Annotated in this window: 29 protein-coding genes; 4 read left to right on the forward strand and 25 right to left on the reverse strand. The window is 70.6% G+C overall.

From position 1 onward, the window contains the following. Positions 1-6: 6 nt before the first annotated feature. From ACT26F_RS08055 to ACT26F_RS08115, 13 genes are all read right to left on the reverse strand, one after another. On the reverse strand, positions 7-138 hold the full coding sequence (locus ACT26F_RS08055) for a hypothetical protein (protein WP_471669998.1): 132 nt from the start codon (positions 136-138) through the stop codon (positions 7-9). A 151-nt stretch (positions 139-289) separates the two neighbouring features. Then, positions 290-736 (reverse strand): DUF2550 domain-containing protein, encoded by a 447-nt coding sequence (locus tag ACT26F_RS08060; RefSeq protein WP_471669999.1) that lies wholly within the window; start codon positions 734-736, stop codon positions 290-292. Between the two features lie 23 nt (positions 737-759). After that, positions 760-1,134 carry a F0F1 ATP synthase subunit epsilon gene (locus tag ACT26F_RS08065; RefSeq protein ID WP_471670000.1) on the reverse strand — a complete coding sequence of 125 codons (375 nt, stop codon included), beginning with the start codon at positions 1,132-1,134 and terminating at the stop codon, positions 760-762. Between the two features lie 31 nt (positions 1,135-1,165). Continuing rightward, on the reverse strand, positions 1,166-2,617 hold the full coding sequence (gene atpD / locus ACT26F_RS08070) for a F0F1 ATP synthase subunit beta (RefSeq protein ID WP_471670001.1): 1,452 nt from the start codon (positions 2,615-2,617) through the stop codon (positions 1,166-1,168). A gap of 35 nt (positions 2,618-2,652) precedes the next feature. Beyond that, on the reverse strand, positions 2,653-3,582 hold the full coding sequence (locus ACT26F_RS08075) for a F0F1 ATP synthase subunit gamma (RefSeq protein WP_471670002.1): 930 nt from the start codon (positions 3,580-3,582) through the stop codon (positions 2,653-2,655). Positions 3,583-3,584: 2 nt separating this feature from the next. Further along, a complete protein-coding gene (gene atpA, locus ACT26F_RS08080; RefSeq protein WP_471670003.1) occupies positions 3,585-5,228 on the reverse strand; it encodes a F0F1 ATP synthase subunit alpha in 1,644 nt (547 codons plus the stop codon). 33 nt (positions 5,229-5,261) lie between these two features. Beyond that, positions 5,262-6,065 (reverse strand): F0F1 ATP synthase subunit delta, encoded by an 804-nt coding sequence (locus ACT26F_RS08085; protein ID WP_471670004.1) that lies wholly within the window; start codon positions 6,063-6,065, stop codon positions 5,262-5,264. Then, on the reverse strand, positions 6,065-6,607 hold the full coding sequence (locus ACT26F_RS08090; protein ID WP_471670005.1) for a F0F1 ATP synthase subunit B: 543 nt from the start codon (positions 6,605-6,607) through the stop codon (positions 6,065-6,067). The genes ACT26F_RS08085 and ACT26F_RS08090 overlap by 1 nt, the downstream gene beginning before the upstream one ends. Positions 6,608-6,626: 19 nt before the next feature. Then, complete coding sequence (gene atpE, locus ACT26F_RS08095; RefSeq protein WP_141007692.1) at positions 6,627-6,812, reverse strand: ATP synthase F0 subunit C; 186 nt, start codon at positions 6,810-6,812, stop codon at positions 6,627-6,629. Positions 6,813-6,903: 91 nt separating this feature from the next. Beyond that, positions 6,904-7,704, reverse strand: a complete 801-nt coding sequence (atpB, locus tag ACT26F_RS08100) for a F0F1 ATP synthase subunit A (protein WP_471671671.1) — start codon at positions 7,702-7,704, stop codon at positions 6,904-6,906. Positions 7,705-7,849: 145 nt separating this feature from the next. Then, entirely contained in the window at positions 7,850-8,281 is a 432-nt protein-coding gene (locus tag ACT26F_RS08105; protein WP_471670006.1) for a hypothetical protein, read from the reverse strand. Further along, complete coding sequence (locus ACT26F_RS08110; protein ID WP_471670007.1) at positions 8,278-9,405, reverse strand: MraY family glycosyltransferase; 1,128 nt, start codon at positions 9,403-9,405, stop codon at positions 8,278-8,280. The genes ACT26F_RS08105 and ACT26F_RS08110 overlap by 4 nt, the downstream gene beginning before the upstream one ends. Then, entirely contained in the window at positions 9,398-10,051 is a 654-nt protein-coding gene (locus tag ACT26F_RS08115; RefSeq protein ID WP_471670008.1) for an L-threonylcarbamoyladenylate synthase, read from the reverse strand. The genes ACT26F_RS08110 and ACT26F_RS08115 overlap by 8 nt, the downstream gene beginning before the upstream one ends. Positions 10,052-10,177: 126 nt before the next feature. Between ACT26F_RS08115 and ACT26F_RS08120 the strand changes: the two genes are divergently transcribed. Then, a complete protein-coding gene (locus tag ACT26F_RS08120) occupies positions 10,178-11,047 on the forward strand; it encodes a DMT family transporter (RefSeq protein WP_471670009.1) in 870 nt (289 codons plus the stop codon). Positions 11,048-11,071: 24 nt separating this feature from the next. Here the strand turns inward: ACT26F_RS08120 and prmC are convergent, their stop codons facing one another. From prmC to rpmE, 3 genes are all read right to left on the reverse strand, one after another. After that, positions 11,072-11,917 carry a peptide chain release factor N(5)-glutamine methyltransferase gene (gene prmC / locus ACT26F_RS08125; RefSeq protein WP_471670010.1) on the reverse strand — a complete coding sequence of 282 codons (846 nt, stop codon included), beginning with the start codon at positions 11,915-11,917 and terminating at the stop codon, positions 11,072-11,074. After that, entirely contained in the window at positions 11,914-12,975 is a 1,062-nt protein-coding gene (gene prfA, locus ACT26F_RS08130; protein WP_471670011.1) for a peptide chain release factor 1, read from the reverse strand. Before prfA ends, prmC begins: the two co-directional genes overlap by 4 nt. Before the next feature lie 80 nt (positions 12,976-13,055). Continuing rightward, the gene (gene rpmE / locus ACT26F_RS08135; RefSeq protein WP_471670012.1) at positions 13,056-13,262 is read right to left on the reverse strand and encodes a 50S ribosomal protein L31; all 207 of its coding nucleotides are present in this window, start codon (positions 13,260-13,262) and stop codon (positions 13,056-13,058) included. Positions 13,263-13,431: 169 nt separating this feature from the next. Here rpmE and ACT26F_RS08140 point away from each other — a divergent pair, with 169 nt between their 5' ends. Continuing rightward, positions 13,432-13,773 carry a hypothetical protein gene (locus tag ACT26F_RS08140; RefSeq protein WP_471670013.1) on the forward strand — a complete coding sequence of 114 codons (342 nt, stop codon included), beginning with the start codon at positions 13,432-13,434 and terminating at the stop codon, positions 13,771-13,773. On the opposite strand, the gene ACT26F_RS08145 is transcribed toward ACT26F_RS08140, so the two are convergent. The 6 genes from ACT26F_RS08145 to ACT26F_RS08170 all read right to left on the reverse strand — a co-directional run bounded on the left by ACT26F_RS08145 (position 13,770) and on the right by ACT26F_RS08170 (position 20,051). Next, on the reverse strand, positions 13,770-14,300 hold the full coding sequence (locus tag ACT26F_RS08145; protein ID WP_471670014.1) for a TIGR03086 family metal-binding protein: 531 nt from the start codon (positions 14,298-14,300) through the stop codon (positions 13,770-13,772). The two genes, ACT26F_RS08140 and ACT26F_RS08145, sit on opposite strands and share 4 nt — an antisense overlap. Before the next feature lie 49 nt (positions 14,301-14,349). Continuing rightward, positions 14,350-14,838, reverse strand: a complete 489-nt coding sequence (locus ACT26F_RS08150) for a glutathione peroxidase (protein ID WP_471670015.1) — start codon at positions 14,836-14,838, stop codon at positions 14,350-14,352. Positions 14,839-14,912: 74 nt separating this feature from the next. After that, complete coding sequence (gene rho, locus ACT26F_RS08155) at positions 14,913-16,688, reverse strand: transcription termination factor Rho (protein ID WP_471670016.1); 1,776 nt, start codon at positions 16,686-16,688, stop codon at positions 14,913-14,915. Between the two features lie 158 nt (positions 16,689-16,846). After that, a complete protein-coding gene (gene thrB, locus ACT26F_RS08160; protein WP_471670017.1) occupies positions 16,847-17,722 on the reverse strand; it encodes a homoserine kinase in 876 nt (291 codons plus the stop codon). Continuing rightward, on the reverse strand, positions 17,719-18,783 hold the full coding sequence (gene thrC / locus ACT26F_RS08165; protein ID WP_471670018.1) for a threonine synthase: 1,065 nt from the start codon (positions 18,781-18,783) through the stop codon (positions 17,719-17,721). Before thrC ends, thrB begins: the two co-directional genes overlap by 4 nt. Continuing rightward, positions 18,783-20,051: a homoserine dehydrogenase gene (locus ACT26F_RS08170; RefSeq protein WP_471671672.1), complete on the reverse strand. Its 1,269-nt coding sequence runs from the start codon at positions 20,049-20,051 to the stop codon at positions 18,783-18,785. Before ACT26F_RS08170 ends, thrC begins: the two co-directional genes overlap by 1 nt. 155 nt (positions 20,052-20,206) lie before the next feature. Between ACT26F_RS08170 and ACT26F_RS08175 the strand changes: the two genes are divergently transcribed. Then, positions 20,207-21,793 carry an aspartate:alanine exchanger family transporter gene (locus tag ACT26F_RS08175; protein WP_471670019.1) on the forward strand — a complete coding sequence of 529 codons (1,587 nt, stop codon included), beginning with the start codon at positions 20,207-20,209 and terminating at the stop codon, positions 21,791-21,793. 27 nt (positions 21,794-21,820) lie between these two features. On the opposite strand, the gene ACT26F_RS08180 is transcribed toward ACT26F_RS08175, so the two are convergent. Beyond that, a complete protein-coding gene (locus ACT26F_RS08180; protein ID WP_471670020.1) occupies positions 21,821-22,531 on the reverse strand; it encodes a TetR/AcrR family transcriptional regulator in 711 nt (236 codons plus the stop codon). Between the two features lie 131 nt (positions 22,532-22,662). Between ACT26F_RS08180 and ACT26F_RS08185 the strand changes: the two genes are divergently transcribed. Then, complete coding sequence (locus ACT26F_RS08185; protein WP_471670021.1) at positions 22,663-23,589, forward strand: NAD-dependent epimerase/dehydratase family protein; 927 nt, start codon at positions 22,663-22,665, stop codon at positions 23,587-23,589. A gap of 3 nt (positions 23,590-23,592) precedes the next feature. Here ACT26F_RS08185 and lysA read toward each other — a convergent pair whose 3' ends face one another. Beyond that, positions 23,593-24,987, reverse strand: a complete 1,395-nt coding sequence (lysA, locus tag ACT26F_RS08190; protein WP_471670022.1) for a diaminopimelate decarboxylase — start codon at positions 24,985-24,987, stop codon at positions 23,593-23,595. 2 nt (positions 24,988-24,989) lie between these two features. Then, the gene (gene argS / locus ACT26F_RS08195; protein WP_471670024.1) at positions 24,990-26,654 is read right to left on the reverse strand and encodes an arginine--tRNA ligase; all 1,665 of its coding nucleotides are present in this window, start codon (positions 26,652-26,654) and stop codon (positions 24,990-24,992) included. Positions 26,655-26,658: the final 4 nt, after the last annotated feature.

Below are 26,658 nucleotides of genomic sequence, written 5' to 3' on the forward strand. Positions count from 1 at the left end.
CCGGACTCACATCCAGTCGATGGCCCGGTTCGGGGTGAGCGGGATGCGGGCGTCCGTGTCGTCGGCGTTGGCGGGCGCGGCCAGCGCACCGACCGTCAGCCCGAGAGCGAGAAGAGCCGCAGCAATCATCTTCTTCATGACATCCAGTGTGAAACATGCTTGGAATCTCCGCAAGAAAACGGAGGTTTACAAGGGGAATCTCATGCGACTCTCACGTCGACGAAGATCACGGAAGGCACACATGGCCCCATGCAGCGCAGGGGTCACACCGCTCACAGCGCCGCGCGGGTCACACGACGTTGTTGATGCCGCGGCCGGGGGGTGAGGACTCGAGCCACGACAGCAGTCCGGTCAGCGAACTGGGGCTCAACGCGAACTGGCTCACGCCCGCGGAGTTCTCCGTCGTGACGATGACATGGCCGTCATGCAGGGCGTACGACTCGGCCCCCTCGGGCTCGCGCCGGCCCTCGATCAGGACCGCGCCTCGCTCGAAGCGATGCCGGGGACGCGGCGACAGGGAGAACGTGCGGTACCAGTCCATCGCCGAGTCGCCGTAGACGCCGACGCCGAGCGTCCATCCCGTGGCGGAGTGCTCGCCGCCACGGTTGATGCTCAGCTCGAAGCTGACGCCCTTGCGGGCGATCCAGCGCCGACGCAGGATCAGCGCGCCGATGAACAGGACGCCCAGGACGACGACGAACGCGAGGGAGTCGACGAGCCACAACCACAGCGGCATCGGTCACTCCCTCGCGATCAACGTCAGGAAGCCTTGCCGATGAGGCGCAGCTTCGCCTCGGCGCGCCGAATGGCGAGCTCCTCGTCCGCGGCGCGCGCCTTCTCCAGCTCGGCGGTGGCCGAGGCCTCGTCGACCTCGTCGGGCAGGAAGGTGTCCTCCGACAGGATCGACACGTGGTCGGCGGCGACCGAGATGAAGCCGTCGCCCACGGCGGCGCGGATCGTCTCGCCGCCCTCCTCGGGGAAGATCTCCACGACGCCGGGCACGAGCAGCGACAGCAGCGGCGCGTGGCCGGTCAGGACGCCGAGGTCACCCTCCACGGTGCGGGCGATGACCTCCTTGGCGTCTCCGGACCACACGACGCGATCGGCGGCGACGAGCTCGATGTGCAGCGTCATCGGCCGACCTCCCTCGTGCGCTCGAGCACCATCACAGGCTCTTCTGGATCTCGGCCCACTTCGCGTCGACGTCGTCCAGACCGCCGCACATGAAGAAGGCCTGCTCGGCCACGTGGTCGTAGTTGCCGTCGCAGATCTGCGTGAACGCGTCGATCGTCTCGTCGAGCGGGACGGTCGAGCCCTCGATGCCGGTGAACTGCTTGGCCACGTAGGTGTTCTGCGACAGGAAGCGCTGGATGCGACGCGCGCGCGAGACGATCGTCTTGTCCTCTTCGCTGAGCTCGTCGACACCGAGGATCGCGATGATGTCCTGCAGCTCCTTGTTGCGCTGCAGGATGCCCTTGACCCGGTTCGCCGTGTTGTAGTGGTCGGCGCTGATGTACCGCGGGTCGAGGATGCGCGACGTCGAGGTCAGCGGATCCACGGCCGGGTAGATGCCCAGCGACGCGATCTCACGGCTGAGCTCGGTCGTGGCGTCCAGGTGGGCGAATGTCGTCGCCGGCGCCGGGTCGGTGTAGTCGTCGGCGGGCACGTAGATCGCCTGCAGCGAGGTGATCGAGTGACCACGCGTCGACGTGATCCGCTCCTGCAGCACGCCCATCTCGTCGGCGAGGGTGGGCTGGTAGCCCACTGCCGACGGGACGCGGCCGAGCAGCGTCGAGACCTCCGAGCCGGCCTGCGTGAACCGGAAGATGTTGTCGATGAACAGCAGCACGTCGCGCTTCTGGACGTCGCGGAAGTACTCGGCCATCGTCAGCGCCGACAGGGCGACGCGCAGACGCGCTCCCGGCGGCTCGTCCATCTGGCCGAAGACGAGGGCGACCTTGTCGATGACGTCGGCCTCCTCCATCTCGGCGATGAGGTCGTTGCCCTCACGGGTGCGCTCGCCGACACCGGCGAACACCGACACGCCGTCGTGGTCCTTGGCGACGCGGGCGATCATCTCCTGGATCAGCACGGTCTTGCCGACGCCGGCACCACCGAACAGGCCGATCTTGCCGCCCAGCACGTACGGCGTCAGCAGGTCGATGACCTTGATGCCGGTCTGGAACATCTGCGTCTTGGACTCGAGCTGGTCGAACGCCGGGGACTTGCGGTGGATGCCCCAGCGCTCCTTGACGTCGAGGGTCTCACCCTCCTCGAGGTTCATCACCGCGCCGGTCGTGTTGAACACCCGTCCGAGCGTCACGTCGCCGACGGGGACCGTGATCGGGCCGCCGGTGTTGGTCACGATCGAGCCGCGGACGACGCCGTCGGTCGGACGCAGGCTGATCGCGCGAACCAGGCCGTCACCCAGGTGCTGGGCGACCTCGAGGGTCAGCGTCTCCTTCGTGCCGGCGACCTCGGTGTCGACGTGCAGGGCGTTGTAGATGTCAGGCATCTGGTCGGCCGGGAACTCGATGTCGAGCACGGGGCCGATGACGCGTGCGACCCGGCCGGTGGTGACCTGGTCGTTGGTGGTCTCTTCGACGGTTGCAGTCATGGTGTCTCTCTTGCTTGTTCGGTCTCGTGACTCGGTCAGTCGGAGGCGGCGGACTCGGCCAGCGCGTTGGCGCCGCCGACGATCTCGCTGATCTCCTGGGTGATGCCGGCTTGGCGAGCCTGGTTCGCCAACCGGGTGTACTGCTCGATCAGGTCCTCGGCGTTGTCCGTCGCGGACTTCATGGCCCGCTGACGCGCCGCCAACTCCGAGGCGGCGGCCTGCAGCAGGCAGGAGTAGAGCCGGCTGTAGAGGTACTTCGGCAGCAGCGCCTCGAGCACCTCGTGCGCACTCGGCTCGAACTCGTACAGCGGCAGGACCTCGGACTCCTCCGGCGCCTCCTCGCCCTCGACGATCTCGAGGGGGAAGAGCCGCACGGCCGTCGGCTGCTGGACCAGCATCGACTTGAACCGGGTGTAGACGACGTAGAGCTCGTCCACGGCCTGCTCGGGGTCGATCGCCTCTTCGAACGTCTGGTGCTGCGAGCCGCGCGCGATCAGGTCGTCGCCGATCGTGCGCGCATCGTCGTAGGTCGGCTTGTCGGAGAAGCCGGTCCACGACTGGGCGTACTCGCGCTGGCGGAAGTTGAAGTACGCCTCGGCCTTGCGGCCGGCCAGGAAGTAGACGACCTGCTTGCCCTCGGCGCGGAGCTTCTCGGCGAGCTGCTCGGTCTCCTTCATGACGTTCGACGCGTACGCGCCCGCCAGGCCACGGTCGCTGGCGATGACGAGGATCCCCGCACGCTCGGCGTGCGGGTTCTCGTTCGTCAGGATGTGGTCGACGTTCGAGTACGTGGCCAGGGCCGACACGGCCCGGGTGAGCTCCCGGGCATACGGGCCGGCCGCGGCCGCGGCCTGCTGCGCCTTGATGATGCGCGACGCAGCGATCAGCTCCATGGCACGCGTGATCTTCTTGGTCGACTGGGTCGCCTTGATCTTTGCGCGGTACTCGCGGAGCGAAACAGCCATCGTCAGCCTCGCTTCTGCTTGACGATCTGCTCCTGCTCGACGTCCTCGTCGTCCAGGGCCTCGAACTCCTCGTGACCGGGCTTGATCGACTGACCGTCACCGGTCTCGAACTGGTCGAGGAACGCGTTGTACGCATCCTCGAGCGCCGTCTCGGACTCGTCCTCGAACTTGCCGCTCTCGCGGATCGCGTCGAGCACGCCGCCGTGCGAGCGCTTGACGAAGTCGAGGAACTCGGTCTCGAAGCGGCTCACGTCGGACACCGGCACCGGGTCGAGCTTGCCCGTCGTCGCGGCCCAGATCGACACGACCTGCTGCTCGACCGGGAACGGGTTGTACTGGGTCTGCTTGAACAGCTCCATGAGGCGCTGGCCACGGGCGAGCTGGGCCTTGGACGCGGCGTCGAGGTCGGACGCGAACATCGCGAACGCCTCCATCGCGCGGTACTGGGCCAGCTCGACCTTGAGCGAGCCGGTGACGGCCTTCATCGACTTGGTCATCGCGGCGCCACCGACGCGCGAGACCGAGATGCCGACGTCGACCGCGGGACGCTGGTTGGCGTTGAACAGGTCCGACTGCAGGAAGATCTGGCCGTCGGTGATCGAGATGACGTTCGTCGGGATGTAGGCCGACACGTCGTTGGCCTTCGTCTCGATGATCGGCAGACCGGTCATCGAGCCCGCGCCGAGGTCGTCGCTGAGCTTGGCGCAGCGCTCGAGCAGCCGGCTGTGCAGGTAGAAGACGTCGCCCGGGTAGGCCTCGCGGCCCGGCGGGCGGCGCAGCAGCAGCGACACGGCGCGGTACGCCTCGGCCTGCTTCGACAGGTCGTCGAAGATGATCAGCACGTGCTTGCCGGCGTACATCCAGTGCTGGCCGATGGCCGACGCGGTGTACGGGGCGAGGTACTTGAAGCCCGCCGAGTCCGACGCGGGAGCCGCGACGATCGTCGTGTACTCCAGGGCGCCGGCCTCTTCGAGCGCGCCGCGCACGCCCGCGATGGTCGAGCCCTTCTGGCCGATGCCGACGTAGATGCAGCGGACCTGCTTGACCGGATCGCCGCTCTCCCAGAACTCCTTCTGGTTGATGATCGTGTCGATCGCGATGGCGGTCTTGCCCGTCTGGCGGTCGCCGATGATCAGCTGGCGCTGACCGCGGCCGATCGGGGTCAGCGAGTCGATCGCCTTGAGGCCCGTCATGAGCGGCTCGTGGACGCTCTTGCGCTGGACGACGTTGGGCGCCTGCAGCTCGAGCGCGCGACGACCCTCGAGGCCGGTGATCTCACCGAGGCCGTCGATCGGGTTGCCGAGCGGGTCGACGACGCGACCGAGGTAGCCCTCGCCGACGGGGACCGAGAGGACCTCGCCGGTGCGCTTGACCTTCTGTCCCTCCTCGATGCCCTGGAAGTCACCGAGGATGACGACGCCGATCTCGCGGACGTCGAGGTTCAGCGCCAGGCCGAGCGTGCCGTCCTCGAACTCGAGCAGTTCGTTGGCCATGGCCGAGGGAAGTCCCTCGACCTGCGCGATGCCGTCGGCCGCGGCGGCGACGACGCCGACCTCTTCGGCCTCGCCCTGCGTCGGCTTGTAGTCCGACACGAACTTCTGCAACGCGTCGCGGATCTCCTCCGGACGAATCGAGAGTTCAGTCATGCTGTGTTCCTGCCTTCTGGTGGGAGAACGGGATCAGCCTGCGATGCGCCGACGGGCGGCTTCGAGGCGGGTGGACATGGTGGCGTCGACGACCTCGTCGCCCACGCTGACGGCGATGCCGCCGATGACGGTCGGGTCGAGCACGGTGTTCAGCTGGACCTGTCGGCCGTAGCGGTGCGAGAGCGCCGCGGTGAGGCGGTCGCGCTCGGCATCGTCGAGTTCGTACGCGACCCGCGCGATGGCGACGAGCCGGTTCTCGCGCGCGGCGATCTGACGCGCGAACGCGTCGAGCACCCGCTCGAACGAACCGGTCCGGCCGACGGCTGCCTGGTCGAGCACGGCGAGCGTGGCATCGGAGACCTTGCCGTTGAAGACGTCCTTCAACAAGGTGGCCTTGGCCTCGGCGCGGATGCCGCGGTCGGCGACGACCGAGCGCAGCTCGGCGTTGCCGTGGACGATCCGACCGGCCTCGAACACCTCGTTCTCGAGCTGCTCGCCCTGACCGGCCTCGTCGGCCGCCCGGGTGTGCGCGGCGACGCCGGCGATCTCGAGTCCGTCGGTCAGGTCGCGACCGGCGGCCCAGCGAGCGCCGACAGCCACGTCGAGGACCGAACGCGTCGCGTCCGAGACCTTGCCCTCGAAGATTCCGGCGGCGAGCTGGCGCTTGCCGTCGGGCTCGATGGACGGGTCGGTCAGCACCCGACGGGCCGCGACGGCACCGTCGAGCGCCGCGACGGCGCCGAACAGCTCGGAGCCGACCTGGGCCGCCGACGAGCCCGGGACCGCGGCGACCGCGGCCAGGACCTCGTCGAGCGACTTCGCCGAAGAACCACGCATCAGTTGGCCGACCCCTCGAGCTCGTCGATGAACCGCTGGACCGTGCGACGCTGCGCATCGGTGTCGGCGAGGGACTCACCGACGATGCGACCAGCGAGCTCGGTGGCCATGCCGCCCACCTCGGTCTTGAGCTGCGCGACCGCCTGCTGGCGCTCGGCGGCGATCTGGGCCTGAGCCGCAGAGACGATGCGCTCGGACTCGGCCTGGGCCTGCTCGCGCATCTCGGCGACGATCTGGGCACCCTGCTCGCGAGCCTCCTCGCGGATGGCTGCCGCCTCGTGGCGGGCATCAGCCAACTGCTTGGTGTACTGCTCGAGCGCAGCGTGGGCTTCCTTCTGCGCTGCCTGCGCCTCCTCGATACCGCCCTCGATGGCGGCCGCGCGGTCCGCGTAGGCCTTCTCGAAGTTCGGGACGATGAACTTCCGGATGAGGAAGTAGAGGATCGCGAAGACGACGAGCGAGAGGATGATCTCGGACGGGACCGGGATCAGGGGATTGTGCTCCTCCCCCTCGGAGGCCGCGGCGAGAATCGTGGTGAACATCAGTCAGTTCCGACCGACGTCAGAGCACGAAGGCGAGCGCGATGCCGATGATGGCCAGGGCCTCGGCAAGAGCGAAGCCGAGGATCGCGATCGACTGGAGACGGCTCTGCGCCTCGGGCTGACGCGCGACGCCGTTGATGTAGGCGGCGAAGATCAGACCGATGCCGATGCCCGGGCCGATGGCAGCGAGGCCGTAGCCGATCATGTTGAGGGAGCCTTCCACGGCTTTTCCTTTCGTTGGCGGCGCCGAGGCGCCGTCGGTTTTCGAAATCTGGGTATGGAGTTGTGGTCGACGCTCAGTGCTCGTCGGCGAGTGCGCCACCGATGTACATGGCGGTCAGCAGGGTGAAGACGTAGGCCTGCAGGAACAGCACCAGCACCTCGAGGAAGCTCACGAGGATGCCGAGGATGAACGACAGGACGCCGACCGGGGCGAACCACGGGTTGCCCGAGTCGAGGATCAGGTAGGCCGCGCCCGTCGAGAACAGGATGAGCAGCAGGTGGCCGGCGAACATGTTGGCGAAGAGTCGCAGTGCCAGCGTGAACGGGCGCACGATGACGGTGGAGAGGAACTCCAGCGGGGCGATCAGGCCGAGGATGGGGCCCGAGACGCCGCCGGGGACCGACACGTGCTTGACGTAGCCGCCGAAGCCGTGGCGCGCGATGCCGACGCCGTTGTAGATGACCCACACCAGCAACGCCAGCGGGACGACGAACCCGATCCGCGAGAAGGACGGGAACTGCAGCAGCGGGATGAGCGCGTAGTAGTTGTTCACGAGGATGAACGTGAACAGGCTGAACAGCAGCGGCACGAACTTGAGGAAGTCGTGCGAGCCGATCGAGTCGCGGGCGATGCCGTCGCGGACGAATCCGTAGACGTACTCGCCGGCGAACTGGAGCTTGCCCGGAACGACGGCGCGGTCCTTCGAGGCGGCCCAGAAGAAGGCGAAGATCAGCGGAACCGAGAGCGTCAGCAGCAGCATCGGCTTGGTGACACCGAGTTCACCGATGTGGAACACCGGCGGGAGCTCGAAGCTCTCCGGTCCCGGGGCGGTGAAGCCCTCTCCCGAGTCGGAGCCCAGGACGGCGGTCAGCACGGCGGACAATCGATCACCCTTCTGTGGCGTCGGTTCCGGCCGGTTCCGACGTCGGTCGTCTCAGTACGCGTGGCTTCGGGCAGATAGCTCGGAGTTCACGGGGGCCATGGTGACGACCCACCGAACAAGCCGGGCGGGGTGTCGCTCATCGCCCCCCAAAACTATCAGGGTCGCCTTCCTCGTCCGCAGGCAGGTCATACGTGGGGGTCCGCTCACGCGTGGCATCGACGATCCGGGCCACGAGCCACGCGAGTGTGGCGACGATCACCGTGACCGAGACGGACTCCGCGTCGATGGGTCCGTTCTCGCCCGACGCCCCGCGGAGCACGACGAACAACGCCACGAGTGCGACGACCTTGGTGAGGAAGAACACCATCGCGAACAGCAGGGACAGCCCCGGGCTCGTCTTCGCGACGGGTCCGAGCACGGCGGGGGTCGAGGCGAAGAACGCCAGGACGATCACGCCGCCGATCACGGCTCCCCAGAACCCGGGGGCGCCGACCACGAACGCGGCGACGATCGCGCACACGACGCTCGCTCCGACCCCGACGAGCGGGGCGATCCGACGCCGGGTCATGAGCGCCACACCCGTGCCTCGAGCCGCGGCAGCAGGAAGATCGCGGCGGCCACGAGTGCGGTCAGGACGGCGATCACGACGAACAGCTGCCAGCCGCTGAACAGTCCGATGGCGACGACCCCGAACGCGACGAGCGCGGCGCACGCGTACATCAGCAGGACGGCACGGCGGTGCGAGTGCCCGATCTCCAGGAGCCGGTGGTGGATGTGCATCTTGTCGGGACTGAACGGCGAGCGGCCCGCCCGCGTGCGGCGCAGGACCGCGAGTCCCATGTCCACGAACGGCACGCTCAGCACCGCGAAGGGCAGGACGAGCGGCAGGATGGCCGCGGGCAGCAGGCTGGAGTCGGCGCCGCCGATGCCCTCGGACAGGCTCGTCGCGGGGAACTGGCCGGTCAGGCTGATCGACGAGCACGCGAGCACGAAGCCCAGCAGCATCGAGCCGGAGTCGCCGATGAACATCCGCGCCGGGAAGAAGTTCTGCGGCAGGATCCCCAGGCACGCCCCGGCGAGGCTGATCGTGAGGATCGCCGCCGCCACCGCCCGGGTCTCGCCGTTCTCGACCGCGAGCACGAAGGCGTAGACGAAGAAGGCGATCGAGCCGATCGCGGCCATGCCCGCGGCCAGCCCGTCGAGGCCGTCGACGAAGTTCATGGCGTTCGCCGTCGCGACGATGAGGAAGACCGTGAGGATCATCGCCTGGGCCTGGTCCAGTCCCAGGTACGTGTTCGGCAGCGGCAGGTAGACGAAGTGCAGGCCCATCGCGACCGTGATGACCCCGGCCAGCACCTGGCCGGCGAACTTGCTCAGCGCGTCGAGCTCGAACCAGTCGTCGATCACGCCGACGAGGCAGATCACGGTGCCGCCGACGAGGACCGCGCGCACGTCGGAGTAGAGCGACTCGTCGCCACGGGAGAGGAACGGCAGGCTCGTCGCGGTGAGGTACGCCGCGATCATCCCGCCGAGGATCGCCGGGCCGCCGAAGTACGGGGTCGGGATGGCGTGGACGTCGCGGTCGCGGACCTTCGCGACCGCGCCGAGCTGCTGGGCGCTCTGCCGCGCGATCGACGACAGCAGGTACGCCACGCCCAGCGCGACGCCGAAGATGACGAGGTACTCACGCACCGGCGCCACCCCCGACGGGCTCGATCGTGTTGTTGAAGCGGTGCAGCGTGGCGAGGTCGACACCGCCGTCGCGCAGGATGCGCGGCACGGTGCCGGTGACGTCGAGGATCGTCGACGGCGTGGAGCCGCGGCTCGGACCGCCGTCGAGGTACACCGCGACGCTCTCGCCGAGCATGTCCTCGGCCTCGTCGATCGTGGTGGCCGCCGGTCGGCCGGTGAGGTTGGCGCTGCTGACGGCCGTGGGTCCGGCCTTGCGCAGGACCGCGCGGGCCCGGTCGTCGGCGGGCACCCGCACCGCCACGGTGCCGTGGGTCTCGCCCAGGTCCCACGTCAGGGAGGGCTGGGACCGGAACACGACGGTCAGCGGACCGGGCCACAGCTCGTCGAGCGCGGAGCGCAACCACGAGGGCGGACGCTCGCCGACGAGGGCGTCGAGCGTCGTGGCCTCGGCGATCAGGACCGGCGGCGGCATCTCGCGCCCACGGCCCTTGGCCGCGAGCAGCCGCGCGACTGCGGCGGGGTCGAAGGCGTCCGCCGCGATGCCGTAGACCGTGTCGGTCGGCAGCACGACGAGGTCGCCGTCGCGCAGGGCGCGGGTGGCGGCCTCGACGGCGTCGTCGAGCTCGGCGTCGCAGTCGAACCTCATGGGCCCAAGGTTAGGGGGCACCCCGGACGGCCGGGCGGTGCCGGTGCCCGGCAGCGGAGGAATTACGATCGAGTCGATGCTCCCCTCCCTCCGGCCGCTGCCCACCTCGACCGACGTCGAGGCGTTGTGAGTCCCTCCCCCACGCTGGCCGTCGCGCTGGCGCTCGGTGCCGCCGTGGGATTCGCGTTCTCGACCTCGATCCAGCACCTCGCGGCCGGACGGGTCCAGCTCACGGTCACCCACCCGATCCGCGTGCTGCTGCAGCTGCTCAGGAACCCGATCTGGCTCGGCGGCAGCGTCATCGGCCTGACCTCGTGGCTGCTGCACGCCTTCGCGCTCAATCTCGGCACGCTGTCGCTCGTGCAGCCGATCATCCTGCTGGGCGTCGTCCTGGCGGTCGTGGTCCGCTCGGCGATCGACCGCACGGCCCCGAGCCGCCACGAGATGATCGGCGTCGTCGTCACGATCGTGTCGCTCATCGCCGTCGTGTCGGTCGCCGACACCGAGAGCCACGACGTCATGCCCGCGATGAGCGCCGTCCTTCTCGTGGCGGGGACCGGCGTCGTGATCGCGCTCGTCGTGACCCGGTTCGCCAACGAGCTCCCGCGGCGCGGCGTCGCCGCGTTCGTCCTCGGCATGACGGCCGGCATGCTGTTCGGCATCACCGCCTGCCTCATGAAGGTGGCGGGCAACGCCGTCTCCGACGACGGCGTGGGAGCGATCGCGACATGGTCGCCGTGGGTGCTGCTGGGCTGCGCCTTCCTGGCGATGTCGCTCAACCAGCGGGCGTACCAGCTGTCGCGGCTCTCGCACTCGATGCCCGTCCTCAACGTGACCTCGGTGCTGCTGTCGATCCTGCTCGGTGCCGTCCTGTTCGAGGAGGCCCTGCCGACCACGCCGCAGGCGCTCGCGGTCCAGGCCCTCGGCCTCGTCGGCATCGCGTGGGGCCTCTTCCGGATCGCCGACGGCCCCGCACGCGTCCGCGCGGCTCGCTGAGACCGTCGCGGTCCCGGGCGGCCGTCAGGGCCGACGGGCGGTGACGTACCGCGGGCGGTCGGCCAGGTCGCGGTGGTCGCGGACGTCGAGCCAGCGCTGCGCGAACACGGCCGGGGCCGACTCGCCCTGGGCGTCGGCGTGCTCCGCGCCGACCACTCCCCCGGGCCCGAGCAGCCGCCAGGCCACCGACTCGAGGACGCGCATCGCGTCGAGTCCGTCCTGGCCCGACCACAGCGCGAGGGCCGGGTCATGGTCGCGGGCCTCGGGCGCGACGCTCTCCCACGCCTCGAGCGGGATGTACGGCGGGTTCGCCACGACGACGTCGACCGTGCCGTCGAGCTCGGGAAACGCCTCGGCCATGTCGCCGGAGCGCAGGTCGACGCCCGTGCCGTCGAGGTTGCGCAACGCCCAGCCGAAGGCGCGCTCGTCGAGCTCGACGGCGTGCACCCTGGCCTCGGGCACCTCCTGCACGACCGAGAGCGAGATCGCCCCCGAACCGGCACAGAGCTCGACCACGACGGGCACCCGTTCGGCGGTGGTCAGCACCTCGCGGGCGGCGTCGATCGCCCACCCGGCGAGCAGTTCGGTCTCGGGTCGTGGGACGAACACGCCCGGGCCGACCTCGACGTCGACGTACCGGAACGCCGCGGTGCCGGTGATGTGCTGCAGCGGCACGCGCCGGGCCCGCGCCGCGATCATCTCCAGGTACGTGCGCCGCTGGACGTCGTCGAGGCGGACCGTGAGCGCCAGCAGCGCGCGCGGTGCGCCGGTGACGTGGCTCAGCAGGACCTCGGCGTCATGACGCGGTGAGGCGACGCCGGCGGCCTCCAGATCGGCCGTCGCGTCGTCCAGGACCTGCCGCGTGCTCACCGGTCCTCCAGCGAGGCGAGCCGCTCGGCCAGGTCGAACTCCACGAGCGACCCGATGACGTCGCCGAGCGCCCCGTCCATCACCTGGTCGAGGTTGTAGGCCTTGAAGCCCGTCCGGTGGTCGCTGATCCGGTTCTCGGGGAAGTTGTACGTGCGGACCCGCTCGGAGCGGTCGACGGTGCGGATCTGGGAGCGCCGGGCATCGGCGGCCTGGGCATCGGCGGCGGCCTGCGCGGCGTCGAGCAGCCGCGACCGCAGGATCCGCATCGCCTGCTCCTTGTTCTGCAGCTGGGACTTCTCGTTCTGGCAGCTCACGACGATGCCCGTCGGCAGGTGCGTGATCCGCACCGCGGAGTCGGTCGTGTTGACGCTCTGGCCGCCGGGGCCCGACGAGCGGAACACGTCGATGCGCAGGTCGTTGTCGTGGACCTCCACGTCGACGTCCTCGGCCTCGGGAAGCACCAGGACCCCCGCGGCGGAGGTGTGGATGCGGCCCTGGGACTCCGTGACCGGGACGCGCTGGACGCGGTGCACGCCACCTTCGAACTTGAGCAGGGCGTACGGGGCCTCGCCGGGCTCGGGCTGGCCCTTGGCCTTGACGGCGGCGGTGACCGACTTGAAGCCGCCGAGCGCGGTGTCGGTGGAGTCGAGGATCTCGACCTTCCAGCCGTGCTGCTCGGCGAAGCGGGTGTACATGCGCAGCAGGTCGGCCGCGAACAGGGCCGACTCCTCGCCGCCCTCGCCGCCCTTGATCTCGAGGATCACGTCCTTGACGTCGGCGGGATCGCGCGGCACGAGCAGCCGCTCGAGTCGCTCGGCGAGCTCGGGCAGGCGCTGCTGCAGGTCGGCGGCCTCGTCGTCCATGTGCAGCTCCTGCGCGGCCACGAGGTCCTCGCCGGCCTCCAACCACTCGCGGTAGGTGCGGACGATCGCGGTCAGCTCGGCATAGCGACGGCCCAGCTGCTTGGCCAGCCGCTGGTCGCCGTGCACGGCGGGATCGGCCAGGCGTTGCTCGAGCTCGGCATGCTCCTCGATCAACGTCTCGACTGCTTCGAACACGACGTCACCTCCTCAGCTGCACCGGGACACGACAAGGCGCCGGCCGCTCCCGTGGGGAGCCGGCCGGCGCCGATGTCGTCCTACTTCTTGCCGTAGCGCTTCTCGAACCGGGCCACGCGGCCACCGGTGTCGAGAATCTTCTGCTTGCCCGTGTAGAACGGGTGGCACGCCGAGCACACGTCGGCGCGGATGGATCCGGCGGTCGCGGTGCTGCGCGTGGTGAACGTGTTACCGCAGGTGCAGGTGACCTCGGTCTCCACGTACGTGGGGTGGATGTCCTTCTTCATGATGTCCTCTCGTCGGTCGCCGGGTCGGGGCGCGGCGCGCCTCGTGAACCGGAACCAAGGATCGATTCTGCCAGTGGGCACCTGCATAACCCAAATCGGGACGGATCTGTTCCCCGCCGCTTTCCGCGCTTCACCCACGAGAATGCCCGGAGGACCTAAGATTCACCCCATGGGGGACAAGAAGACCGGACGCGGCAAGCTCGTCGTCACCACCTTGGTCCTGCTCGTCGTGATCGTGGCAGCGCTCGGGTTCATCGGCGTGGAGTACGGCACCACCCGGGTGCTCACGGTGGCCATCGCGATGTTCGTCATCGCCGCGCTCGTGTGGGTCGCCCTGACGGTCGTGTCGCTCATGTCCGTGGCCACCTCACGTCGCACACCCGAGCCCGGGTCGGACGAGCCGACGAACACCCAGCGCCCCATCGCGAAGCGAGCGCCGATCATCGCCGACAAGGATCCCGGCCCCGGCGAGCGGCCCACCGGCCACCGCCGCAAGAGCTCCGACGCCTAGGGTCGCCGCCAGCGCGGGTCGCGGCCCGCGAACGCGACGAGCCGGTCCATCGCCGAGCCGTCCTCGGCCAGCACGATCTCGTCATCGAACGAGCCCGGCCGCAGCGCCGGCGTGAGATTGGCCCTCATGAACGCCAGTGCGCGGTCGGCGACGCCCTCGTCGACGCGCAGGTCGGCGCCGAGCCCCGCAGCGAGGTCCCAGCCGTGCACGAGGAACTCGGCGCACAGCATCGCGGCCGGTGGGGCGCCGTCGGCACCGTCAGCCTCGCGGTAGGACGCGGCGAGGGAGTCGAGCCGCGCGGCGAGGTCGGCGGCGTTCGGCTCCGGCTCCGGAGGTCGGCGCCAGTCAGGGTCGCCACCGTCGAGCATCGTCTCGAAGTTGTCGATGTCGGTCCACAGGTGCCCGAGCACCTCGTCGACGGTCCAGTCCGTGCACGGCGTCGCTCGCGTCAGGTCGTCCTGCTCGATCGCGACCGTCAACGGCCGGATCGACGCGAGTGCGGCAGTCACGTCCTCGGAATCGGTCATGGGTCCACCTCCTGGACCCAGCCTGCCCGCGTCGACTGCCGACGGCCAGTCAGGCGGCCTGGGGCAGCAGCGCCTCGATGTCGGCCGCGATGTCGCCGGGCTTGGTGGTCGAGCCGTAGCGCTTCACGACGTTGCCCTCGGGGTCGACCAGGAACTTCGTGAAGTTCCACTTGATCGCGCCGCCCAGGACGCCCTTCTTCTCGCTCTTGAGCCACTTGTAGAGCGGGTGGGCGTCCGAGCCGTTGACGTCGACCTTGGAGAACATCGGGAACTGGACCCCGTAGGAGGACTCGCAGAACTCCGCGATCTCGCCCTCGGTGCCGGGCTCCTGGTGCCCGAACTGGTCGCACGGGAAGCCCAGGATCACGAAGCCGCGATCCGCGTAGGTGTCGAACAGTTCCTGGAGGGGGCCGTACTGCGGCGTGAAGCCGCACTGCGAGGCGGTGTTCACGACGAGCGCGACCTTGCCGCGGTAGTCGGCCAAGTGCCTCTCGGTGCCGTCGATCGCCGTCGCGCTGAAGTCCCATGCAGTCGTCATGACGTGAAACCTAGCGTGACGGCGAAGGCCCGGTCCCACCGGGACCGGGCCTTCGCATCGTGGTCGCGCGACGATCAGTCGTCGCCGTTGTTGACGCCACCGGGCATCGTCTTGTTGATCTCCATGAGGAACTCGACGTTGTTCTGCGTCTTCTTGAGCTTGCCCAGGATGAGCTCGAGGCCCTGCTGGCCCTCCAGGCCCGAGAGCAGGCGGCGCAGCTTCCAGACGATGGCCAGCTCGTCGCGAGCCATCAACAGCTCCTCGCGGCGCGTGCTGGAGGCATCGACGTCGATCGCGGGGAAGATCCGCTTGTCCGCGAACTCGCGGCGCAGGCGCAGCTCCCAGTTGCCGGTGCCCTTGAACTCCTCGAAGATCACCTCGTCCATGCGCGAGCCGGTCTCGATGAGCGCGGTCGCCAGGATCGTCAGCGAGCCGCCGTCCTCGATGTTGCGCGCGGCACCGAAGAACTTCTTCGGCGGGTACAGCGCCGAGGAGTCGACGCCACCGGACATGATGCGGCCCGAGGCGGGCGCGGCCAGGTTGTAGGCGCGGCCCAGACGGGTGATGCCGTCGAGCAGGACGACGACGTCGTGACCCAGCTCGACGAGACGCTTGGCGCGCTCGATCGCGAGCTCGGCGACGGCGGTGTGGTCGGCGGCCGGACGGTCGAACGTCGACGCGATGACCTCACCCTTGACGGTGCGCTGGAAGTCGGTGACCTCCTCGGGACGCTCGTCGACCAGGACGATCATCAGGTGGCACTCGGGGTTGTTCTCGGTGATCGCGTTGGCGACCTGCTGCATCACCATCGTCTTGCCGGCCTTCGGCGGCGAGACGATGAGGCCGCGCTGGCCCTTGCCGATCGGCGACACGAGGTCGATGACCCGGCCCGTGAGACCGCCGGCCTGGCTCTCAAGGCGCAGGCGCTCGGACGGGTACAGCGGCGTCAGCTTGGAGAAGTCGACGCGGCGCTTGGCCTCGTCGGGATCGGCTCCGTTGACGGAGTCGATCTTGACCATCGGGTTGAACTTCTCCTTGCGCTCGCCCTCGCGGGGCTGGCGCACCTGGCCGAGGATCGCGTCACCGCGACGCAGGCCGAGCTTGCGCACGAGCGACATCGAGACGTAGACGTCGTTCTCGCTCGACAGGTAGCCCGTCGTGCGCACGAACGCGTAGTTGTCGTGGATGTCCAGGATGCCCGCGGCGGGGACGAGCACGTCGTCCTCGGTGAACGTGGGGTTGTCCTCGAGGCCACGGCTGACGCTGCGGTTGCGGCCGCGACGGTTGCGGCGACGGCCACCGTCATCGGCCTGAGCGGGACCCTGGTTGCCCTGGTTGCCCTGGGCGTTCTGGTTGCCCTGGCTCCCCTGCGCGACCTGGGTGCCCTGGCCGCCCTGGGTGCCGCCGCGGCTCTGCTGGTTGCCGCGGTTCTGGCCGCCCTTGGCGTTCTGCCCGCGGGCGTCGTCCTTGGACTCCGCGCGCGGCTCGCGCTCGGCCTTGTCGGCCCGCTCGCGCTTCGGCGCCGGCTCGGCGGACTGGTCGGCAGGCTTCTCGGAGGTCTCGGCGTTCTTCGCCGGACGCGTCCGCTTCTCGGCCTTGGGCTCGGCCGGGGTCTCGCTGGCACGCGGCGCCTCGACGGGCTTCGCCTCGCCGCGGGCCGCCTTGATCGCGTCGATCAGCTGGCCCTTGCGCATCTTGTCGGCACCGTCGATGCCGAGTCCGGCCGCGATCTCCTGGAGCTCGGCGATGACCTTGCCGCCGAGCGCTCCCCCGGACTTGCGGGGGGTCTTCGCGGGGGCCTTCTCGGCGCCGTCCGCGGAGGTGGGATCGACCGTGGTTGATTCCGTCACACGTAGTCCTTCATATTCGGGGGCCACATTCCTGCATTGGCGTTCGACCTGTGGGCCGGCGTCGCGTACAGGCCTGCCCGTATCCGACGGGCTGGGAAGTGGCGTGGCGTCGGGGAGAGAATCTCGACTCCGACACTCAAACTGTAACACGCACCACGTCAGCAGATGTGCGCGCCACGCGACACGACCTGCAGCGCGCGGTGGGCCCATCCGGAGGGCGTCCAGCCCTCCAGGTCGTGCCCGAATGCGAGCACCGTCGGGCCCGCCCCGGAGATCACCGCGGGCACGCCCTCGGCCCGCAATTGGCGGACCAGCTTGTAGGAGTCGGGCATCGCCGCGGAGCGGTACGACTGGTGGAGCCGGTCCTCCGTCGCGGAGATGAGCCGCTCGGGTGCCGTCGTCAGCGCGGCGACGAGCAGCGCGGCACGACCCGCCGTGAAGGCGGCGTCGGCATGCGGCACCGACTCGGGCAGCAGGCCGCGCGCGACGGACGTCGCGACGGGCTGCGGGGGCACGAAGACCGTGACGTCCGCGTGGACGTCGAGTCGCAGCGTCTCGGCGGCCGCACCGTCGACCCACGAGATCGTGAAGCCGCCGCCCAACGCGGGGGCGACGTTGTCGGGGTGGCCCTCGAGGTCGGTGGCCAACTGGAACAGCGCACGGTCGTCGAGCCGCTCCTCGCCGCCGACCACGAGCGCCCGCGCCAGCACGACGCCGGCGGCGATCACGGCCGCGGACGAACCGAGGCCGCGACCGTGCGGGATCGTGTTGCGGCACGTGAGGTGCAGCCCGGCAGGGCGCTCGCCCAGCAGGTCGAACGTCGCGTCCATGGCGCGGTACAGCAGGTGGGTCTCGTCGCGGGGCACCTCGTCGGCGCCCTCGCCCTCGATGTCGAACGTGAGCCCGCCCGCGGTGGCCTCGGCGACGACCTCGTCGTACCACGACAGGGCCATGCCGAGCGCGTCGAATCCCGGCCCGAGGTTGGCGCTGGTGGCCGGCACCCGGACGGTGACGGCCTCGTCGACGATCGTCATGCCAGCCCGGCCGCCTCGGCGGCGGCATGGACGTCGGCGTCCACGACGGTGTCGACGATGGACTCGATGCGCGACAGCGGGGTGTCGATGTCCTTGAGGCCGTGGCCCGTGACCGTGACGGTGATCGTCAGTCCGCGGGGCACGTCACCGGCGGCGGCAGCCGCGAGCAGGCCCGCGACGCCCGCGGCCGAGGCGGGCTCGACGAAGACCCCCTCGTGGGAGCCCAGCTGGCGCTGGGCGTCGAGGATCTGGTCGTCGGTGACCGCGGCGATGCGGCCGCCGGACTCGTCGCGCGCGTTCTCGGCGAGCGTCCACGAGGCCGGGTTGCCGATGCGGATCGCGGTGGCCACGGTCTCGGGATGGGGCACGACCTCGCCGCGCACGATCGGGGCCGCGCCGGCGGCCTGGAAGCCCCACATCTGCGGGCGGGACGCGGCGTCGCCGGACTCGTGGTACTCGACGAAGCCCTTCCAGTACGCGCTGATGTTGCCCGCGTTGCCGACCGGCAGCACGTGGATGTCCGGGGCCTTGCCGAGCACGTCGACGATCTCGAACGAGGCCGTCTTCTGACCCTCGAGGCGCATCGGGTTGACCGAGTTCACGAGCGCGACCGGGTACTCCTTGGCGAGCCCTCGCGACATGTTGAGGCAGTCGTCGAAGTTGCCGCGGACCTGGATGATCTCGCCACCGTGCATGATCGCCTGCGCCATCTTGCCGGCGGCGATCTTGCCCTGCGGCACGAGGACGATCGGGGCCAGCCCCGCGCGCGCGGCGTAGGCGGTCATGGACGCCGACGTGTTGCCGGTCGAGGCACACACGACCGCCTTCGCGCCCTCGCCGGCCGCCGCCGAGATCGCGGTGGTCATGCCGCGGTCCTTGAACGAGCCCGTGGGGTTGTCGCCCTCGACCTTGACGAAGACGTCACCGCCGACGACTCCCGAGAGCCACGCCGAGTGCACGAGCGGCGTGCCGCCCTCGCCGAGCGAGACGACGGGCGCCCCAGGATCGAGCGGGATGCGGTCCCGGTACTCCTCGATGACACCGCGCCATGGCCTGGCCATCACTGCACTCCTTCGACTCGCATGACGGAAGAGACGCCCCGGACCATGTCCAGGCCGCGGATCTCTGCGACGGTGGCCGCCAGGGCGGCATCGTCGGCGTCGTGGGTGACGACCACGAGTTGGGCGTCGTCGCCGCGGCCCTCCTGGCGGACCGTCTTGATCGACACGTCCTGCGCCGCGAACGCGTGCGCGACCGCGGCCAGCACGCCCGGACGGTCGTCGACGTCGATCGCGACGTGGTACCGCGTGCGGGCCCGGCCGATGTCGAGGACCTCGACCTGCGCGTGGGCGGTCTCGCCGGGCCCGAAGACCCCGTCGACGCGGTGGCGCGCGACGGTGACGACGTCGCCGAGCACGGCGCTCGCGGTGGGGGCGCCGCCGGCGCCGGGACCGTAGAACATGAGCTGGCCGGCGGCCTCGCTCTCGACGAAGACCGCGTTGTACGCGCCGCGGACGCTGGCCAGCGGGTGCGTCGCGGGGATCATCGCCGGGTGGACGCGCGCCGAGACGGCGGTGCCGTCCTCGGTGATCTCGCAGATCGCGAGCAGCTTGACGACGCAGCCCATCTCCTCGGCGGACCTGACGTCGGCCGCGGTGACCTCGGTGATGCCCTCGCGGTGCACGTCGGCGATCGTGACGCGGGTGTGGAACGCCAGTCCGGCCAGGATCGCGGCCTTGGACGCGGCGTCGAAGCCCTCCACGTCGGCGGTGGGGTCGGCCTCGGCATAACCGAGTCGCTGCGCCTCGTCGAGGGCCTCGTCGAAGCCCGCGCCCGAGGTGGTCATGGCGTCGAGGATGAAGTTGGTGGTGCCGTTGACGATGCCGAGCACGCGCTTGACCCGGTCGCCCGCGAGCGACTCGCGCAGCGGCCGCACGATCGGGATCGCCCCGGCGACGGCGGCCTCGTAGTAGAGGTCGCGCTCGGCCTTGACGGCCGCCTCGTACAGGGTGTCGCCGTCCTCGGCGAGCAGGGCCTTGTTGGCGGTGACGACGGATGCGCCGTGCTCGAGCGCGGCGAGGATCAGCTCGCGGGCCGGCTCGATGCCACCGATGACCTCGATCACCACGTCGAGGTCGCCGCGCGTGACCAGCCCGAGCGCATCGGTCGTGAACAGCTCGGCCGGCAGGTCGAGGTCGCGGACGCGCTCGAGGCGCCGCACGGCGATGCCGACGAGCTCGACCGGGGCACCGACGCGTCGGCCGAGTTCGTCCGCGTCACGCACGAGGAACCGGGCGACCTCCGTGCCGACGACACCGCAGCCGAGCATCGCAATGCGGATCGGGCGCGCTCCGCCGGTGGTCGGGGGTGAGGTGGTGGTCACCGCGCAAGCCTATCGGCGTCGTCCGCCGGCCCGAACGGGGTCGCCCCCGGAGCCCCAACGGTGCGATGATCAGCGCAGGCACCACCAGGAGGGGATGACCCGTGGTCGACGTTCTGGAGTTCTTCGCCGAGCAGCCGCTCGTGTTCCTGGGTCTCGTGATCGCCATCGGTGCCGCCGCGGGCCGCATCATGATCAGCGGCGTCTCCCTCGGCCCGGTCGCCGTGCTGTTCGTCTCGATCGCGCTGACCGCGTGGGGCACCGCCGAGGACATCGTGCTCGAGGTCCCCGAGGTGCTCGGCACCCTCGGCCTCGTGCTGTTCGCGTTCGCGACCGGGATCCTGGCCGGACCCAACTTCTTCACGACGATCCGCGCCGCGTGGCGGCTCGTCCTGGCCGTCGCGGCGATCCTCGTCCTCGCCGCGCTCGCAGGAGTGGGCGTCGGGCGCGCGTTCGGCCTCTCCTCCGACGCGATCGCCGGCACGCTGGCCGGCGCGATGAACAACACGCCGGCTCTCGCGGCGGCCGGCGGCACGCCGGACGCCACGATCGGCTACGCGACGGCCTACGTCTTCGGCGTCCTGGGGATGCTGGCGGTCACGGGGATCGCGATCACCCGGGGCAACCGCGACCAGGACACCCCCGCGGAGGTCGTCGACGTCACGGTGCGCATCGAGGTCGACCGCGAGATCTCGCTGGCCGAGCTGCGCCGGCGTCATGGGGACAAGCTGACCTTCTCCCGCATCGCCCACCACGCGGCCGACGACCCGGAGCCGGTGCTCGCCGACTCGACCGTCGGGCCGGGAGACCTCGTCAACGTCGTGGGCCCGAAGGACGAGATCGACCTCCTCATCGAGGACCTGGGGCACGAGTCGTCGCACGACCTCACGACCAATCGCGCATCGCTGGACTTCCGCCGCATCACGATCTCCGACCCGCGACTGGCCGGACGTCGGGTGATCGACGTCGACCGCGACATCGAGGAGCGCTACGGCGCCGCCATCACCCGCGTGCGACGCGGTGACGTCGACCTCGTCGCGGCACCGGACCTGCTGCTCCAGCTGGGTGACCGCGTGCGAGTCGTGGCGCCGCCGGAGTCGCTGGCGCTCATCGGCGAGGAGCTGGGCGACTCGGCGCGCGGCCTGTCGGACGTGAACCCCATCGCCCTGGGCGGCGGGATCGCGCTCGGCCTCGCGATCGGCCTGATCGAGGTGCCGATCCCCGGTGTCGGGATGGTCTCGATCGGCGCCGCGGCGGGGTCCCTGCTGGTCGGCCTCGTGATGGGACGCATCGGGCGGATCGGGCGCTTTGTCACGACGCTCCCGCACACGGCGTCCACCGTCATGGTGGAGCTGGGCCTGCTGGTCTTCCTCGCGTACGCCGGCACGCGTGCCGGCTCGCTCATCCTGGACGCGTTCAAGGACGGCGAGGTCATCAAGCTGTTCGTCACGGGCGCCGTCATGACGACGATCGTGGGCATCGGCCTCTACGCCACGATGCGGTGGGGCTTCCGGGTCGGGCGCATCCGGCTCGCGGGCGTGGTCGCGGGGACGCACACCCAGCCCGCGCTGCTGGCCTTCGCGAACACCCGTACGGGACACGATCCGCGCGTCGCCCTCGGCTACGCGCTCGTCTACCCCGCGGCGATGGTCATCAAGATCGTCCTCGCGCAGATCATCTCGTCGCTGTGACCTGCGGGCACCACCGGCCGTGAGGCCTCACAGGCCCACGACGTCCGCGAGGGTCGCGAAGGTGACCTCGGCGAGGTCGCCGAAGTCGGGGAACGTGTCGCGGCCGAGCTGGCCGAAGACCTCCGAGCTGACGGCGCCGAGCAGCGACGTCCACGCCGTGATCGTGAGCGCCACGAGCGCCGCGGGCGAGGGTGACCCGGTGCCGACCTCCCCGGCCGCCGCCTCGAGCGCGGGGAGCAGCGAGGCGGGCACCTCTCCCCTGCCGCCCGCGGGCCCGACCACCGGATGCGCGGCCCCGGCCCCGACGGCCGACACCATGATCGCCGCGAGCAGACCCACGACCCGGATGCCCTGCGGGGTCGTGCGCTCCTCGGGTGCCTCGTAGCCGGGGACGGGGGCGCCGTAGATCAGTCCCCACGCGGCGGGGCGACGCACGGCCCACGCTCGGGTCGCCCGGCACACCGTGAGCCACCGCTCGCGGAAGTCGTCGCGGGCCACGGACGCCTCGGCCTGCTCCACGGCGTCGGCCAGATCCGTGTAGCCCTCCTCGATCAGCATCGTGAGCAGATCGTCGCGGCTCGGGACGTACCGGTAGATCGCCGAAGAGACGACCCCGAGGTCACGCGCGATGGCCCGCAGCGACAGCGCCGCGGCACCCTCGCGCTCGAGGTGCCGCCAGGCGAGGTCGCGGATCTCGCCCTCGGTGCGTTCGCGGGCGCGCTGGCGTGGGGTCGTCATGGGCCCATCGTGGCACAACCGGATGCGATCGACACGAAAGTGAGCAGTGCTCTTGCTTTCTCGGCCCGCGAGGCGCACGATGGATTCGAGAGCACCGCTCTCCATCCTCGCCCTCGACCACAGGAGACACCATGGACACCCCCTTCGACGCCGTCGTCATCGGCGACGGACCGGTCGGCCGGACCACGTCGACCCGCCTGCTGGGGCGCGGCAGCCGCGTCCGCGTGGTCACCCGCTCGGGCTCGGGCCCCGAGGGCGCCGATCTGCACCGCGCGGACGTCACGGATGCCGCGGCCATCGCGACCGCGATCGGCGACGCGCCGCTCGTCGTCATGGCCTCCCACGCGCCCTACCGGACCGCCGTGTGGCGCGACCTGCTCCCCCGCATGGAGCAGCCCGTGCTCGCCCACGTCGCCCGCACCGGCGCGACCCTCGTCCTGCCCGAGAGCCTGTACGCGTTCGATCCCGACTCCGGGCCGATCAGCGCGAGGACACCGCGGCGCCCGCGCAGCCCGAAGGGCGAGGTGCGCGCCGCCCTGCTGGCCGCCCGCGAGGCGTCCGGCGCCCGGGTGAGGTCGGTCGTGGCGGGCGACTTCGTCGGCCCCCGGGTGCGGTCCAGCGCCGCCGGGGAGTACCTGGCCGGCCGGGTCGTCGCCGGACGGTCCGCGATGGTCTTCGGCCGCGCCGACCTGCCACACGCCTTCACCCACGTGCCCGACCTCGTCGAGGCGATGCTGCGCTCGGTCGACCTGACCGACACGGGCCATCGCCTGATGATGGCGCCGCACGCCGGGTCGTTGACCCAGCGCGCCCTCGCCGACGGTCTCGCTGCCGCCGCGGGCCGACCCCGCCCGCGCGTGCGCACGATGGGGCCGACGGCGATGGCCGTGCTGGGCACGGTCATCCCCGACGTGCGCGAGCTGCGCCAGGTGATCTACCAGTTCACCCAGCCGTTCGAGATCGACGCGCGCGCCGACGAGTCCGAGCTGGGGCTCACCGCGACACCCTGGGAGCAGGCCCTCAAGGAGACCGCCGACTGGTGGCTGGCCCAGCGCTGAGACTCAGATGACGTCGAGGGCGAGCAGGTCGTCCTCGGTCTCGCGGCGCAGGATCAGCCGGGCCTCACCGCCGCGCACCGCGACCACCGCGGCGCGGGGGACGTGGTTGTAGTTGCTCGCCAGCGCACGGCAGTACGCGCCCGTGCCCGGCACCGCGAGCAGGTCGCCGGCCGAGACGTCAGCGGGCAGGAACTCGGACTTCACGACGATGTCGCCGGACTCGCAGTGCTTGCCGACGACGCGCGCGAGGACGGGCGGCGCCTCGGACTCGCGCGAGGCGAGCGTGCACGAGTAGTCGGCGCCGTAGAGCGCCGGGCGGATGTTGTCGCTCATGCCGCCGTCGACCGACACGTACTGGCGCGATCCCCCGCCGTCGAGGGCCACGGCCTTGGTCGTGCCGACCTCGTACAGCGTGAAGGCCGAGGGCCCGGCGATCGCGCGGCCGGGCTCGATCGACAGCCGCGGGACGTCGATCCGCAGGGCGGCGCACTCGTCGGCGACGATCTTGGTCATCTCGCGGCCGAGGTCCTCGGGGGCGCGGGGGTCGTCCTGCGTCGTGTAGGCGATGCCGAAGCCGCCGCCGAGGTCGAGCTCGGGGGCCGTGACGCCCAGCTCGCTCGCGATCTGCTCGTGCAGCCGCAGGACGCGGCGCGCGGCGACCTCGAAGCCGTCGGTCACGAAGATCTGCGAGCCGATGTGCGAGTGCAGGCCGAGGAACTCCAGCCCGTCGGCCGCGACGACGCGGCGGACGGCGTCCAGCGCGGCACCGTCGGCGATCGAGAAGCCGAACTTCTGGTCCTCGTGCGACGTGGAGATGTACTCGTGCGTGTGCGCCTCGACACCGGCGGTCACGCGCACCATGACGCGAGCGGTCGCGCCGAGCTCGGCAGCGAGGGCGCTCAGCCGGTCGATCTCCTCGAACGAGTCGATCACGATCCGGCCGACGCCGACCTCGAGCGCGCGGCGCAGCTCGGCGACCGACTTGTTGTTGCCGTGCAGACCGATCCGCTCGGTCGGGAACCCGGCGCGCAGCGCGACGGCGAGCTCGCCGCCGGTGCACACGTCGAGGTTCAGCCCCTCCTCGGCGACCCACCGGGCCGTCGCGACGCACAGGAACGCCTTGCCGGCGTAGTAGACGTCGGCCTCGGCGAAAGCGTCGCGGAACGCGCGAGCCCGGGTGCGGAAGTCGTCCTCGTCGACGACGTACAGCGGCGTGCCGAACTCGGCCGCCAGTTCGGTGACGGACTCGCCGGCGACGGTCAGGACGCCGTCGACCTTGCTGACGTTCGAGGCCCACAACCGGGGCACGATCGCGTTGACGTCATCGGGCTCGCGCAGCCACTCCGGCCCGCGGGTTCCGGCCTGTCCGTGCAGGGCACCGGCCTCGTGGGAGCGCATCGTCACATCCGTTCCGGCGCGGTGACGCCGAGCAGGCGCAGGCCGTTCGCGATGACCTGGCGGGTGGCTGCGACCAGCACGAGCCGGGCGCGGTGGGTGTCGGTGGCGTCCTCGTCGCCCTGCGGCAGGACGCGGCACACGTCGTAGAACTTGTGGAACGTCGAGGCGGTGTCCTCGAGGTAGCGCGCGACGCGGTGCGGCTCGCGCAACTCGGCGGCGCGCGCGACGACCCGGGGGAACTCCGCGAGCGCGCGCAAAAGGTCACCGGCACGCTCCTCGACGAGCAGCGACGGGTCGAACGCCTCGAGGTCGACCGCGAGCCCGAGGTCGGCGGCGTTGCGCAGGATCGAGGAGAGCCGCGCGTGCGCGTACTGGACGTAGTAGACGGGGTTGTCGCTGCTGCTGCTCGCCCACAGGTCGAGGTCGAGGTCGATCGTGGAGTCGGTCGAGTACCGCGCCAGCGCGTAGCGGGCGGCATCGACGCCGATCGCGTCGACGAGGTCCTCCAGCGTGATGACGGTGCCCGCGCGCTTGCTCATCCGCATGGGCTGGCCGTCGCGCAGCAGGTTGACCATCTGGCCGATGAGGATCTCGAGGTTGACGCCGGGCTCGTCGCCGAACGCGGCGCACATCGCCATCATCCGCGAGACGTAGCCGTGGTGGTCGGCGCCGAGCATGATGATCGCCCGGTCGAAGCCACGCTCGCGCTTGTCGAGGTAGTACGCCAGGTCGCCGGAGATGTAGGCCGGCTTGCCGTCGGACTTGATGACGACGCGGTCCTTGTCGTCGCCGTAGTCGGAGGTGCGCAGCCACTGCGCGCCGCCGGACTCGTACATCTTGCCGAGCTCCTGCAGTCGCGCGATGGCGCGGTCGACGGCACCGGACTCGTGCAGGTCGTTCTCGTGGAAGTAGACGTCGAAGTCGACGCCGAAGTCGTGCAGGCTGCGCTTGATCTCGGAGAACATGAGCTCGACGCCCTCGGCGCGGAAGAGCTCGGCCGCCTCGTCGTCGGGCAGCGAGGCCGCGTCGGGGTGCCGGCCCGTGATCTGCGCGGCGATGTCGTGGATGTACTGGCCGCCGTAGCCGTCCTCGGGCGCCGGCTCGCTGCGCGCGGAGGCCAGCAAGGACCGGGCGAAGCGGTCGATCTGCGCGCCGTGGTCGTTGAAGTAGTACTCGCGCGTGACGTCGGCGCCGGCGAACTCCAGCAGCCGACCGAGCGAGTCGCCCACCGCCGCCCAGCGGACGCCGCCGATGTGGATCGGTCCGGTCGGGTTGGCGCTCACGAACTCGAGGTCGATGCGCTCACCGGCGTAGAGGTCGCTGCGGCCGTAGGCGTCCGCGGCGGCGAGGACCTGACGCGCGACCTCGCCCTGGGCGCCCGCGGCGACCTTGATGTTGAGGAAGCCGGGACCGGCGACCTCGGCCGAGGCGATGCCGTCGGCGCTCGCCAGCTCGGCCGCGAGCAGGTCGGCGAACTCGCGCGGGTTCATGCCGGCCCTCTTGCCCAGCTGCAGGGCGATGTTGGTGGCGTAGTCGCCGTGCTCCTTGACCTTCGGTCGCTCGACGCGGACCTCGGCGGGCACCGGGTCGGGAAGGGTCAGCCGACCCGCGTCCACGAGGGACGTCAGGGCGGCGACGATGGCGTCGGAGAGCTGTTCGGGGGTCACCCGA

It is taken from the genome of Aeromicrobium sp. SP1, from assembly GCF_055663785.1.

Excerpts from the sequence above, each read along its gene's own strand:
- ACT26F_RS08055 (WP_471669998.1), bottom strand. The coding sequence starts at position 138 with ATGAAGAAGATGATTGCTGCGGCTCTTCTCGCTCTCGGGCTGACGGTC.
- ACT26F_RS08060 (WP_471669999.1), bottom strand. The coding sequence starts at position 736 with ATGCCGCTGTGGTTGTGGCTCGTCGACTCCCTCGCGTTCGTCGTCGTC.
- ACT26F_RS08065 (WP_471670000.1), bottom strand. The coding sequence starts at position 1,134 with ATGACGCTGCACATCGAGCTCGTCGCCGCCGATCGCGTCGTGTGGTCC.
- atpD (WP_471670001.1), bottom strand. The coding sequence starts at position 2,617 with ATGACTGCAACCGTCGAAGAGACCACCAACGACCAGGTCACCACCGGC.
- ACT26F_RS08075 (WP_471670002.1), bottom strand. The coding sequence starts at position 3,582 with ATGGCTGTTTCGCTCCGCGAGTACCGCGCAAAGATCAAGGCGACCCAG.
- atpA (WP_471670003.1), bottom strand. The coding sequence starts at position 5,228 with ATGACTGAACTCTCGATTCGTCCGGAGGAGATCCGCGACGCGTTGCAG.
- ACT26F_RS08085 (WP_471670004.1), bottom strand. The coding sequence starts at position 6,065 with ATGCGTGGTTCTTCGGCGAAGTCGCTCGACGAGGTCCTGGCCGCGGTC.
- ACT26F_RS08090 (WP_471670005.1), bottom strand. The coding sequence starts at position 6,607 with ATGTTCACCACGATTCTCGCCGCGGCCTCCGAGGGGGAGGAGCACAAT.
- atpE (WP_141007692.1), bottom strand. The coding sequence starts at position 6,812 with ATGATCGGCTACGGCCTCGCTGCCATCGGCCCGGGCATCGGCATCGGT.
- ACT26F_RS08105 (WP_471670006.1), bottom strand. The coding sequence starts at position 8,281 with ATGACCCGGCGTCGGATCGCCCCGCTCGTCGGGGTCGGAGCGAGCGTC.
- ACT26F_RS08115 (WP_471670008.1), bottom strand. The coding sequence starts at position 10,051 with ATGAGGTTCGACTGCGACGCCGAGCTCGACGACGCCGTCGAGGCCGCC.
- rpmE (WP_471670012.1), bottom strand. The coding sequence starts at position 13,262 with ATGAAGAAGGACATCCACCCCACGTACGTGGAGACCGAGGTCACCTGC.
- ACT26F_RS08140 (WP_471670013.1), top strand. The coding sequence starts at position 13,432 with ATGGGGGACAAGAAGACCGGACGCGGCAAGCTCGTCGTCACCACCTTG.
- ACT26F_RS08145 (WP_471670014.1), bottom strand. The coding sequence starts at position 14,300 with ATGACCGATTCCGAGGACGTGACTGCCGCACTCGCGTCGATCCGGCCG.
- ACT26F_RS08150 (WP_471670015.1), bottom strand. The coding sequence starts at position 14,838 with ATGACGACTGCATGGGACTTCAGCGCGACGGCGATCGACGGCACCGAG.
- thrB (WP_471670017.1), bottom strand. The coding sequence starts at position 17,722 with ATGACGATCGTCGACGAGGCCGTCACCGTCCGGGTGCCGGCCACCAGC.
- thrC (WP_471670018.1), bottom strand. The coding sequence starts at position 18,783 with ATGGCCAGGCCATGGCGCGGTGTCATCGAGGAGTACCGGGACCGCATC.
- ACT26F_RS08170 (WP_471671672.1), bottom strand. The coding sequence starts at position 20,051 with ATGCTCGGCTGCGGTGTCGTCGGCACGGAGGTCGCCCGGTTCCTCGTG.
- ACT26F_RS08180 (WP_471670020.1), bottom strand. The coding sequence starts at position 22,531 with ATGACGACCCCACGCCAGCGCGCCCGCGAACGCACCGAGGGCGAGATC.
- ACT26F_RS08185 (WP_471670021.1), top strand. The coding sequence starts at position 22,663 with ATGGACACCCCCTTCGACGCCGTCGTCATCGGCGACGGACCGGTCGGC.
- lysA (WP_471670022.1), bottom strand. The coding sequence starts at position 24,987 with ATGCGCTCCCACGAGGCCGGTGCCCTGCACGGACAGGCCGGAACCCGC.